This is a genomic window from Streptomyces sp. NPDC059900 (assembly GCF_050270335.1).
Lineage (GTDB): Bacteria > Actinomycetota > Actinomycetes > Streptomycetales > Streptomycetaceae > Streptomyces.
The window spans coordinates 1-10,377 of record NZ_JBNNJZ010000288.1 but is presented as its reverse complement, the minus strand read 5'-3'; the positions used below and the strand labels follow the sequence as shown (position 1 = coordinate 10,377).

Sequence of the window (10,377 nt, the reverse complement as noted above, 5' to 3'; positions counted from 1 at the left end):
CCTCAGGGCCGCCCTGGACACCGCCCGCACGACCCCCCGTACGACCTGACCCCCAGCCGCTGAAGAACAGCGCCACCCTGCACACAGCAAGGCACCCCGCACCATGGCAACTGACAAGAACCGCGCCACCGCCGCCGCGATACTCCCCCTCGTCGGCGGCGCCCAGAACGTCACATCCGTCGCCCACTGCATGACGCGCCTGCGTCTGGATCTCGCCGACCGTTCGCTGGTCGACGACGAGGCCCTGAAGGCGCTGCCCGCCGTGATGGGCGTGGTCGAGGACGACACGTACCAGATCGTGCTCGGCCCGGGCACGGTCGCCCGTGTCACCCCGGAGTTCGAGGCCCTGGTGGAGGAGGGCAGGTCGGCGGCCCCGACGGCGGCCCCCGAACACGTCCTGACCGCCGAGGAGTTGGCGGCGCAGGGTGCGGCGCTCAGGGCGGCCCGCAAGGAGAAGAACGCCACGCCGTTCAAGCTCTTCCTGCGCCGCATCGCGAACATCTTCGTGCCGCTGATCCCGGCCCTGATCGGCTGCGGCATCATCGCCGGCATCAACGGCCTGTTGATCAACCTGGAGTGGCTGCCGGGCATCACCCCGGCGCTCGCGGCGATCGCCTCCGGATTCATGGCGCTCATCGCGGTGTTCGTGGGCTTCAACACGGCGAAGGAGTTCGGCGGTACGCCGATCCTGGGCGGCGCGGTGGCGGCGATCATCGTGTTCCCGGGCGTCGCGAACATTGAGGCGTTCGGCCAGAAGCTGTCGCCGGGCCAGGGCGGTGTCCTGGGCGCGCTCGGCGCCGCGGTCCTGGCCACGTACATCGAGAAGTGGTGCAGGCGCTGGGTCCCTGAGGCCCTGGACGTCCTTGTCACCCCCACCATCACGGTCCTGCTCTCCGGCCTGGTGACGATCTTCGGCCTGATGTTCCTGGCGGGCGAGGTCTCGACGGGCATCGGCACGGCGGCGAACTGGCTCCTGGACAACACGGGCGCGTTCGCGGGCCTGGTCCTGGGCGGTCTGTTCCTGCCCCTGGTCATGCTGGGCCTGCACCAGGCCCTGATCCCCATCCACACCACGCTCATCGAGCAGCAGGGCTTCACTGTCCTGCTGCCCATCCTGGCGATGGCGGGCGCGGGCCAGGTCGGCTGCGCGATCGCGGTGTACAAGCGCCTCAAGCACAACACCTCGATCCGTACGACCATCAAGTCGGCGCTCCCCGCAGGCTTCCTCGGCGTGGGCGAACCCCTGATCTACGGCGTCTCGCTCCCCCTCGGCCGCCCCTTCGTCACGGCGTGCGTGGGCGGGGCTGCGGGCGGCGCGTTCATCGGCTTCTTCTCGATGATCGGCGAGAAGGTCGGCTCCACGGCGATCGGCCCCTCGGGCTGGGCCCTGTTCCCCCTCCTCGACGGAAACAAGGGCCTGGGCCTCACAATCGCGATCTACGGCGGCGGCCTGCTCGTCGGCTACGTGGTGGGCTTCTTCGCGACGTACTTCTTCGGCTTCAGCAAGCAGATGCTGGTGGACCTGAACGCGGACACCGGCCCCCACGACCAGATCGTCGCGGGCTCCCCCGCCCCGGCGACGTCCGCGGACGCGGCCAAGTCACCGGCTGCGGTCTAGCCGGGGAAGGCGGCCGTATCGACGGTCGCCGCGAACGGCTCCGGCAGCTTGAGGCTCTCCCCGAACGGCACCCGCTCGGCGCGCTTGTACGCCCCGTTCTGCGGGCCGGTGAACAACGTGGCTGTCGGGCCGTGCTCGTCGAAGCGGTCCACGAGCAGGTAGACCGGGACCGGGGCGTGCGCGTAGGCCCACAGCTTCTTGGTGCGGTCGTCCTTGGCGTTGCTCTGCGAGGTGATCTCGACGACGAGCAGGGTTTCCGACGCGTCCAGAGGGTCGTTGGTGTCGGGGTCGGCGGCGTCGACGACCTCTCTGGGCGCCAGCACCAGATCGGGCACGTACAGCTTGTCCAAGGGGGCGATGTGGATGCCGAGGGTCTGATAGACCTCCAGCTTCTCGGAGATCACCCCGTAGAGCAGCCTGTGCAGCATGGCTGCGATTCCGTTGTGATGCCTGTGCGGCGGCGGTACCAAGACAATCTGCCCTTCATCGATCTCGGCGTGCCAGCCTTCCGGCACATCCAGCTCACGCCATGCCTGGAGCAGGAGGTCCCACGAACGGCGGTCAGGCGCCGTGTCGTGCTCGACCAGTGCTGCGGTCATCGCGGGTCCCTTCTCTTGGCCTACGGCGCGTGAGCGTAGATCGACGAGCCTGCGGTCGGTGACCGCTTCACCCAGCGTCCCACGAACGAGCTACCGAAGCCGTGAACCGCTGGTGTCCGTGAACGCCCCCGGAATTGTCCTTGATCCGTAACGGACTCGACCCCGGTGCATCCCCCGGCCGCCGATCCTCGTCATGCCAGTTGGCCGCGCGTGATCGGGGAGCGGCGAGGGACTGGACGCAAAGGGGCGGACGATGGCACGGCACAGTGGCGGGCGTGGCTGGTACGGCAAGATGATCGGGGCCGCGCTCGGCGTGACGATGCTCGCCACCGGCGCGGGCGTGTGGAGCGCGCAGGCCGGCACCACCGACTCGGCACCGGCGGCGAAGAAGCCCGCCGTCAAGGCCGTCTCGAAGACCATCGCGCACGCCTCCGAGAAGGGGAAGCGCGGCATCAACATCACCATCGACGACGGCCCCGACCCCAAGTGGACCCCCCAAATGCTCGCCCTGCTCAAGCAGTACGACGTGAAGGCCACGTTCTGCATGGTCGGCACGCAGGCCCAGGCCCACCCCGACGTCGTGAAGAAGGTCGTCGCGGACGGGCACCGCCTCTGCGACCACTCGATCTCGCACAACACCGGCATGGACAAGGAGTCCAACGCCTACCAGGCCAAGCAGATCCTCGACGCCGAGCGCATGATCACCAAGGCGTCCGGCGGCGTGCGCCCCATGTACTACCGCGCTCCCGGCGGCGCCTTCACCCCGTACAGCCGCAAGCTCGCCGCCGACCGGGGCATGCGCCCCCTCGGCTGGAACGTCGACACCAAGGACTTCGAGCTGCCGGGCACGGACGCCATCATCGCCACCGTCGAGCGGGAACTGCCCAACGGGCCGACCCTCCTCTTCCATGACGCGGGCGGCGACCGCACCCAGACCGTCGAAGCCCTGCGCACGCTCCTGCCCCGCCTCAAGGAGCAGGGCTACACCTACGGCTTCCCGGTGCGCTGACCCTCACGGCAGCCGCCGCTCCCGGTTCAGCTGCCGCACCTTCTCCCGCAGCACCTCGCCCGGCGCCGCCTGCCCGACCGACTCGGGCGGGCAGTCCCACTCCCGGCCCCCGCGCAGGGGCCTGAGCTGTACGAGCCCGCCCTCGCACCCCATGACCTGCCCGACACTGCCGTCCCGGAAGTCCACCGCGTACGTCCCTGCTTCCGGGACCGTCGGGTCGCCGTTCACCGCGCTCCTTCGAGCACCGTGGCGAGCCGCAGCGCCGTGTCGAGGTTGCAGCGCCCCAGCTCCACCAGCGGCAGCGCGCCGTCCGCCGCCGCCGTCAGCGGGTCCATCCGCAGCGACGGCAGCGTTACCCCGGCCCGCTCCAGGGCCGCTCTCAACTGCCGTACGGCATCCTCCACCGCCCGCACCCGCTCCTCCGCCGTCAGCGCCATGACCTCCGCCTTTCACACACAGTGTTGCTGTTTACTCACCCAGCGTGTCCACTCCCGGCTAGCCTGAACAGTGACGGCGACCCAACAACCCCTCGCGTACGACCGGGAGTTGCCATGCCAGGACCGAAAGACCTCGACCCCTCATCGTCACCCCGCGCCCTGCTCGGCGCGGAGCTGCGCCATGCCCGCGAACGGGCGGGGCTGAGCCAGGAGGAACTGGGCGCGCCCCTGTTCGTCAGCGGCTCCTTCATCGGACAGCTCGAATCGGGTACGCGGCGGATGCACTTGGAGTACGCCCGGCAGATAGACGAACTCCTCGGCACGGACGGGTTCTTCGAACGGAACTGTGCGGCTATCGCCAAGTCGAAGTACCCGGATCACTTCGCGGAAGCGGCGGAGGCGGAGTCAATTGCCACGGGCATCAAGCAGTACGCGGCCTTGCTGATCCCGGGGCTGCTCCAGACCGGGGCGTACGCGAAAGAGGTCTTTCGCGCTTACCACCCGACGGCTACGGACGACGTGATCGACGCGAAGGTGGAGGCGCGCCTCGAACGGGCTCACCTACTCGACGACCCAGCGACCCCGCTTTTGTGGGCGGTTGTCGACGAGGCCGCCATCAGGCGCGAGGTCGGCGGCGGTGCCGTGATGGCGGAGGCCCTGCGGCACGTAGCGGGCCTGGCACGGAAACACCGGATCATCTTGCAGGTGCTGCCGTTCAACGTCGGGGCTCACGCCTCGATGGAGGGCTCTGTGAAGGTCATGGAGTTCACGGACGCGCCTCCGCTCTCCTTCGTCGAGGGGCCGAACATGGGCAAGTTGCTCGACGACCCGGCCACGGTCGCCCACCACGTCCTGATGTTCAACCTCCTACAGGCCGCAGCGCTGCCCTCGAAGTTGTCCCTGGCCCTGATCGAGTCGGTGGCGCAGGATTACGAACATGGAGAACAGCAGCCCTGAGTACGACCTGAGTACGGCCATCTGGCACAAGTCGAGTTACAGCGGCGGCAGTGGCGGCGACTGCGTAGAGGTCGCCACCTGGCGCAAGTCCACGTACAGCGGCGGCGAGGGCGGTAACTGCCTAGAAGTTGCTGACGGACATCCGGGAGTCGTCCCCGTGCGCGACTCCAAGAATCCCGGTGGCCCGGAACTGGTGTTTCAGGCCACCGCCTGGACCGCGTTCGTCACCGGCCTGAGCGCTGGGCGGATTATGCAGTAGTCGGTCGGAGGATTTCGGAAGTACGGCAAAGTGCGTCGAACTACAGTCACTAGTCATATGCCGTCGGTAACGTAAAGCCCCCAGGCTTCGAGTGGGTGGGGGGTGGTGGGGGCCCGCCGGTGGGTTCCACGCTGATGGTCTCCGTGCCGGAGCAGAAGAGGTCTCGTGGCGTAAGACCTGCCGCGCAGCACCGTGACCCCTACCCGGTGGTCACGGTGAGCGCGGACGGCATCGTGCTGTCGTACAACGAACAGGCCGCTCTGCTGCTGACGCGGATCGGCGTCGGTGTCGCGTTGGACGACATCGCGCCCGCATGGCTGGCGGAGGCCCACTTCCGGCGGGTCGGCGGTGCGGAGGACGGGCCGCCGGCGTGGGCGGACGGGAGGATCGGCGGGCGTCCCGTGAAGGCGCTCGCGGGACCGGGCGCGGACGGCGCGGTGTCCTGGTGGCTGATCGGCGACGGCGTCACGGCGGGTGCCGCACAGGAGTTGGCGCGGGAGCGGGCCAGATCGGGCCTGCTCCAGGAGCTGTCGTCCGAGCTGCTCGCTTCGCTGAGCCCGGAGCGCTGCATGGCGGTGACGGTGCAGCGGGCGGCGCGGCATCTGGCGGACGCGGCGGTTGTCGTCGGGACGGGCGACGGACACCGGTATCCCGTGACGCGCTGCACCGCCAACGGGCCGGTGGTGCAGGAGCGCATCCCCTTGGACCCGGAGCAACTGCCGGGCCTGGCGGAGGCGTTGCTGGGGCTGCCCGCGGTGGCGTCCTGCTGGATCGATCCCCACCAGATGCCGCCGTGGGCCGTGCCCGGCGACTTCGTGGCCGACGCCGCCGACATCGGCTCGGTGGTCGTGGTGCCGTTGCCGGGGCACGGTGTCCCGGCGGGTTGCCTCATCCTGCTGCGCCGCCGTCAGGAGGCGGCGTTCAGCGCCGATGAGGAGTCCTTCGCCCAGCTCTTCGCCGCACGCGCCGGGGCCGCGCTGTCGATGGCCCGCAGTTACGCCCGGCAGGCGCAGGTCACCGAAGTGATGATGCGGGACCTGCTGCCGCCCGCCATCGGCCGGGTGCACGGCATCAGCTTCTCCGGCCGCTACCGCGCATCGGTGACGGGCGATCGTATCGGCGGAGACTTCTACGACCTGCACCCCGCACAGACGCCGGAGACCGAGACCGTCGCCGTCCTCGGTGACGTGTGCGGCAAGGGACTTGAGGCCGCCGTCACGGCGGGCAGGGTCCGGCACGTGCTCCAGGCGCTCGTGCCGTTCGCCGCCGACCACACCCGCCTGCTGACCCTGCTGAACACGGCGCTGCTGGCCGCGCAGCAGACCCCCTTCGTGACCCTGGTCGTGGCCACCGCGGTCCGCCGGGACGCGGGGGTACGGCTGCGCGTGTCGAGCGCGGGCCACCCCGCGCCGCTCGTCGTGCGCGCCACCGGCCGTGTCGACGAGGTCCTGACCGAGGGCACGCTGATCGGCGCCTTCGCCGACCTCGACTTCAGGACCGCCGAAGTCACCCTGCGGCCGGGGGAGATCTGCCTGCTGTACTCCGACGGGATCACCGAGGCGCGCGGCGGTCCGCTGGGGGACGTGATGTTCGGCGAGGAGCGGCTGCGCGCCGTGCTCGCCGAGTGCGCCGGGACATCGGCCGAGGTGGTCACCGAGCGGGTGCAGATGGTCGTGGCCCAGTGGGTGGGCGAGGGCAGGCACGACGACATGGCCGTACTGGCGATCGGCGCGCCCCGGGGCAACCGCCCGACGGCAGAAGAAGAGCAACCCGGAGACCAACCCGAGGAAAGGTGATCCGCGTGAACGGTGACCAGCAGTCAGACTCCCTCACCGAGTCGCGTGCACAACTGTGGGAGGCACTCGACGAGTGCGACGAGACCCGTGCCATCGCCGTGGTGCGCCGTGCCCTTGGCACGGCGGAGCCCAAGCGGCTGCACGACATGGACCTTTCGTCGGCCGAGCAGATGCGCGCCGCGGGTGAGCGCGTCCTGCTCGAACTGATCGCACCGGCCCAGAAGCGGGTGGGTCTGGCCTGGGCGGCCAACGAGATCACGGTGGCGCAGGAACACGCGGCCACGGCGATCAGCGAGCGGTGCGTGGCGGCCGTCGCCGACGCCACCGCTCCCGCCCTCTTCGGACCGTTCACGGGGCGGGTCCTGGTCGCGTGCGTCGACGGCGAATGGCATGCGCTGCCCGCGCTCCTGATGAGCGAGGTGCTGCGGATGCGGGGCTGGCGCGTCGACTACCTCGGGGCGCAGGTCCCCACCGAGTACCTCGTCTCGCACGTGCGGCGCACCCGCGCGCAGGCGGTGCTGCTCTCCTCGTCCATCCCGACGCTGCTGCCCGGCGCCCACAACGCGATCACCTCGCTCCAGAGCGTCGGCGTTCCGGTGCTCGCCGGAGGAGCCGCGTTCGGTCCGCAGGGGCGCTACGCGCGGATGATGCGGGCCGAGTGGGCCGCGGACGCGCGGGGCGCCGCCGCGCTGCTCGGCCAGAACCTCGCGGGACCCGGCGAGCACGCGCCCCGCCTGCCCGATCTGGACCTGCCGCACCTGGGCGACCAGGAGTACACCATGATCCACCGGACCAGGACACAGCTGGTCAAGCAGACCCTCGCCGACGTCGAAGAGGGCTTCCCCGAGATGCGCGACTACAGCGAGTACCAGCGGGAACGCACCGTCGAGGACATCGACTTCATCGTCGGCTACCTCGCCACGGCCGTGTACGTCGACGACCCCGGCCTCTTCACCCGGTTCATCGCCTGGACCGCGGACATCCTGGCGGCCCGCGGCGTCCCGCCCCGCTGTCTGCTCCCCGCCCTGGACTCGCTCCTCGCCCAGCTCAAGGACTTCCCCCGCGCGGTCGGCATCCTCCACCAGGGCCGCGACCGGCTCGATCCGCCACCGGCCGCACGGCACACGTGATCACATCGCCTTCGGGCCATACTTCCCCGCTCCCGGCGGGCGGACGCTGACCGAGTCGGACACCGCCCCGGCACACCCGTAACCGGCGCGCGCCCCCGCGCCCAGGCCCGGGGCTCCCGCCCCCGTACCGCACGGGCGAATACGGCCAAAGTCCCCCTGTCCGAAAGGGTCGCGCCCGCCCGGTGAATCACGGTGGCCGTCTTTCGACGACCTGCGCGCGTACCGAGGATGGCACCTGCCCACCCGCCGTCATCGAAGCCGCACCACCGGAGGGGATCCTTCATGTCCGAGTTCAACGACACCGACCGGCCCGACGAAGAGCAGATCGCCGAGGCCTTCGGGAGCGCCGCCCGGGTGACCCTGGCGCCCGGGCCCAGGGAGGTCTTCGAGTCCGCTCCCGCCCCTGACCAGGAGTGGGCGTTACCCGAAGGCAAGGCGTGGGTGTATCTCGCCGACGCCAAGCGGGGGCTGGCCAAGCCGGTGATCATCGCGGACGGCTTCAACACCGGTCCCAGTGACCTCGACTTCTCGTGGGAGATCCTGGAGCGCGGCCCGTACGCGTTCATCAGTGAACTGCGGGGGCGCGGCTACGACGTCGTACTGCTCGGCTTCGACGAGCGCAGCGCCTCGATCCTGGACAACGCCAAGGCGGCACGCTCGGCGATCCAGGAGGCCATCGCGCGGCGCACCGGCAGCCACCCGCTGACCGTCGGCGGCTTCAGCATGGGCGGTCTGGTCACCCGGTACGCGCTGGCCAGGATGGAGCACGACGACGTCGAGCACGAGACCGAGCTGTACTTCTCCTTCGACAGCCCGCACCGCGGCGCCTGGATCCCGATCGCGCTCCAGTCGTTCGCGCACTACATCCGGCGCCTCAACGCTGCCTTCTCGAACCAGATGAACAGCCCGGCGGCCCGCCAGCTCCTGTGGCAGCACATCTCCGAGTGGGGCGACAGCCCCGAGACCGACAAGGAGCGCGTCGAGTTCCTCGCCGAGCTGGAGCGGGTCGGCGGCTGGCCGCGCAAGCCGAAGAAGATCGGCGTCGCCAACGGCGTGCGTACCGGCGAGGGCAACGGCATCGCACCCGGCGAGCAGGCGTTCCACGGCAAGGGCCTGGCCATCGCGGGCACCCACCTCTACACGCAGCCCGAGGGCGAGGACCAACTCATCGCCCAGCTGCGGGTGGTGACCCTGCGCAGGCCGCAGATCCGCACCTCGCACCTGCCCGGCATCGACGGCGCACCCGGCGGCATCCTGGAGGGCTTCGGCATTCTCGCCGACGAGCTGGACAAGATCCCCGCCATCATCGGCCTGGGTGCCGAGGCGGAGATCCGCGAGCACTGCTTCGTGCCCGCCGTCAGCGCGGTCGCCCTGCGCGACATCGACACGCACGAGAAGCTGTACGAACCCTTCCCGGAGAAGTCCGAGGACAGCGAGCTCGACGAATATCTCTGCGCCGCCCAGAACGAGGGCCACTCCCTGGTCACGGGGGAACTCTGCACCTGGATCATGGACCGGCTGCCGGGCTGATCCCTTCCCGTGCGCGGGCGGGGAGCGGGGCTCCGGTGACACCGGTCGCCCGGCACAGGACGAGGACGACGTCGTCCGTGAGCGGGCGGCCGGTGTGCGCGACCGCCATGGCGTACAGGGCGTCGAGCGCGTCGGAGTTCGAGGGCTGGGCAAGCGCCTCGGCCGCGCGCGGAAGCAGGGGGAATTCGACGCCTTCGCCGTCGCGGGCCTCGCTCAGGCCGTCGGTGTAGAACAGGAGGCGCTCCCCCGGCTGGAGGTAGACGCGGTGCGGCAGCGGGGCCGTCCGCAGGCCCAACGGGAGTGCGGGCTGCGGGGGTTCGAGGAGTTTCACCCGCTTGCCCACCCGCAGGGGCGGCGGGTGGCCGCAGTTGACCAGGCGGACCTCGCCCGGCGCGAACTCGGCGAACACGGCGGTGACGAAGTCCTCGGACCCCAGGCCGGGGGCGAGCCGGGCGTCCATGGCCGTGGCCAGGTCGGCGAGGCCGGGCGTGAGATAGGCGAGGTCGCGGAAGGCCCGCAGGGCCGCCGCTGTGGTCCGCAGCGCATCGAGGCCGTGGCCGCGCACGTCCCCGACGATCAGTCGCGTTCCGTACGGGGTCTGCACCACGTCATACAGGTCTCCGCACACCGAGGCACCCCGCACCGGGCTGTGGTGCCGGGTGCACACCTCGATTCCGTCGGCCTCGACCGACAGGGGCTGGAGCAGCGCGCTCTGCGACGCGCTCGCCACCTCTGCGGCCCGGCTGAGCGCGGCCTTGCGCTCGGTGTGCCGGGCGGCGTTGAGGACGGCCAGCGCCCCGCCGGCCACCAGGACGACGAACTCCAGGCAGAAGCCCGGTGTTCCCAGGAGCCGCCGCAGGACGCCGGCCGTCACCGCGAGCAGCACCGTCCAGCAGGCCACCGCCGCGGTACGCCGTGCGCTCGACCATACGCAGGCGATCACCGGGCCGATCAGCAGCACGGCGATCCCCGTCGGCCGGCCTACGGGGATCATGCCGAGCGCCGCGAGGAGGAGACTCACCCCCGGGGCGAGCACCACGAG

General features: G+C 70.6%; 11 protein-coding genes. 7 read left to right on the top strand and 4 right to left on the bottom strand.

Annotation, left to right across the window (positions count from 1 at the left end):
- The first annotated feature begins 103 nt into the window (after positions 1 to 103).
- Entirely contained in the window at positions 104 to 1,618 is a 1,515-nt protein-coding gene (locus tag ACQKIP_RS29275) for a PTS transporter subunit EIIC (protein WP_365860320.1), read from the top strand.
- On the opposite strand, the gene ACQKIP_RS29270 is transcribed toward ACQKIP_RS29275, so the two are convergent.
- On the bottom strand, positions 1,615 to 2,217 hold the full coding sequence (locus ACQKIP_RS29270) for a Uma2 family endonuclease (protein ID WP_365860319.1): 603 nt from the start codon (positions 2,215 to 2,217) through the stop codon (positions 1,615 to 1,617). The two genes, ACQKIP_RS29275 and ACQKIP_RS29270, sit on opposite strands and share 4 nt — an antisense overlap.
- A 253-nt stretch (positions 2,218 to 2,470) precedes the next feature.
- On the opposite strand from ACQKIP_RS29270, the gene ACQKIP_RS29265 reads away from it, so the two are divergent.
- The gene (locus ACQKIP_RS29265) at positions 2,471 to 3,226 is read left to right on the top strand and encodes a polysaccharide deacetylase family protein (protein WP_365860318.1); all 756 of its coding nucleotides are present in this window, start codon (positions 2,471 to 2,473) and stop codon (positions 3,224 to 3,226) included.
- 3 nt (positions 3,227 to 3,229) lie between these two features.
- Here ACQKIP_RS29265 and ACQKIP_RS29260 read toward each other — a convergent pair whose 3' ends face one another.
- A complete protein-coding gene (locus tag ACQKIP_RS29260; RefSeq protein ID WP_365860317.1) occupies positions 3,230 to 3,454 on the bottom strand; it encodes a hypothetical protein in 225 nt (74 codons plus the stop codon).
- Positions 3,451 to 3,663, bottom strand: a complete 213-nt coding sequence (locus tag ACQKIP_RS29255; RefSeq protein WP_365860316.1) for a hypothetical protein — start codon at positions 3,661 to 3,663, stop codon at positions 3,451 to 3,453. The genes ACQKIP_RS29260 and ACQKIP_RS29255 overlap by 4 nt, the downstream gene beginning before the upstream one ends.
- 114 nt (positions 3,664 to 3,777) lie before the next feature.
- Between ACQKIP_RS29255 and ACQKIP_RS29250 the strand changes: the two genes are divergently transcribed.
- The 5 genes from ACQKIP_RS29250 to ACQKIP_RS29230 all read left to right on the top strand — a co-directional run bounded on the left by ACQKIP_RS29250 (position 3,778) and on the right by ACQKIP_RS29230 (position 9,335).
- Positions 3,778 to 4,620, top strand: coding sequence for a helix-turn-helix domain-containing protein (locus tag ACQKIP_RS29250; protein ID WP_365860315.1), 843 nt, complete (start codon positions 3,778 to 3,780; stop codon positions 4,618 to 4,620).
- A complete protein-coding gene (locus ACQKIP_RS29245; RefSeq protein WP_365860314.1) occupies positions 4,601 to 4,879 on the top strand; it encodes a DUF397 domain-containing protein in 279 nt (92 codons plus the stop codon). Before ACQKIP_RS29250 ends, ACQKIP_RS29245 begins: the two co-directional genes overlap by 20 nt.
- Positions 4,880 to 5,013: 134 nt before the next feature.
- On the top strand, positions 5,014 to 6,675 hold the full coding sequence (locus tag ACQKIP_RS29240) for a PP2C family protein-serine/threonine phosphatase (protein ID WP_427744585.1): 1,662 nt from the start codon (positions 5,014 to 5,016) through the stop codon (positions 6,673 to 6,675).
- 5 nt (positions 6,676 to 6,680) lie between these two features.
- The gene (locus tag ACQKIP_RS29235) at positions 6,681 to 7,805 is read left to right on the top strand and encodes a cobalamin B12-binding domain-containing protein (protein WP_365860312.1); all 1,125 of its coding nucleotides are present in this window, start codon (positions 6,681 to 6,683) and stop codon (positions 7,803 to 7,805) included.
- Between the two features lie 282 nt (positions 7,806 to 8,087).
- Positions 8,088 to 9,335 (top strand): esterase/lipase family protein, encoded by a 1,248-nt coding sequence (locus ACQKIP_RS29230; protein WP_365860311.1) that lies wholly within the window; start codon positions 8,088 to 8,090, stop codon positions 9,333 to 9,335.
- Here the strand turns inward: ACQKIP_RS29230 and ACQKIP_RS29225 are convergent.
- Positions 9,313 to 10,377 (bottom strand): PP2C family protein-serine/threonine phosphatase (locus ACQKIP_RS29225; RefSeq protein WP_427744581.1); only part of this gene is annotated, 1,065 nt, incomplete at its 5' end. The genes ACQKIP_RS29230 and ACQKIP_RS29225 overlap by 23 nt on opposite strands.

Coding starts and splice junctions, on each gene's coding strand:
- ACQKIP_RS29275 (WP_365860320.1), top strand. CDS start 104: ATGGCAACTGACAAGAACCGCGCCACCGCCGCCGCGATACTCCCCCTC.
- ACQKIP_RS29270 (WP_365860319.1), bottom strand. CDS start 2,217: ATGACCGCAGCACTGGTCGAGCACGACACGGCGCCTGACCGCCGTTCG.
- ACQKIP_RS29265 (WP_365860318.1), top strand. CDS start 2,471: ATGGCACGGCACAGTGGCGGGCGTGGCTGGTACGGCAAGATGATCGGG.
- ACQKIP_RS29255 (WP_365860316.1), bottom strand. CDS start 3,663: ATGGCGCTGACGGCGGAGGAGCGGGTGCGGGCGGTGGAGGATGCCGTA.
- ACQKIP_RS29250 (WP_365860315.1), top strand. CDS start 3,778: ATGCCAGGACCGAAAGACCTCGACCCCTCATCGTCACCCCGCGCCCTG.
- ACQKIP_RS29245 (WP_365860314.1), top strand. CDS start 4,601: ATGGAGAACAGCAGCCCTGAGTACGACCTGAGTACGGCCATCTGGCAC.
- ACQKIP_RS29240 (WP_427744585.1), top strand. CDS start 5,014: ATGGTCTCCGTGCCGGAGCAGAAGAGGTCTCGTGGCGTAAGACCTGCC.
- ACQKIP_RS29230 (WP_365860311.1), top strand. CDS start 8,088: ATGTCCGAGTTCAACGACACCGACCGGCCCGACGAAGAGCAGATCGCC.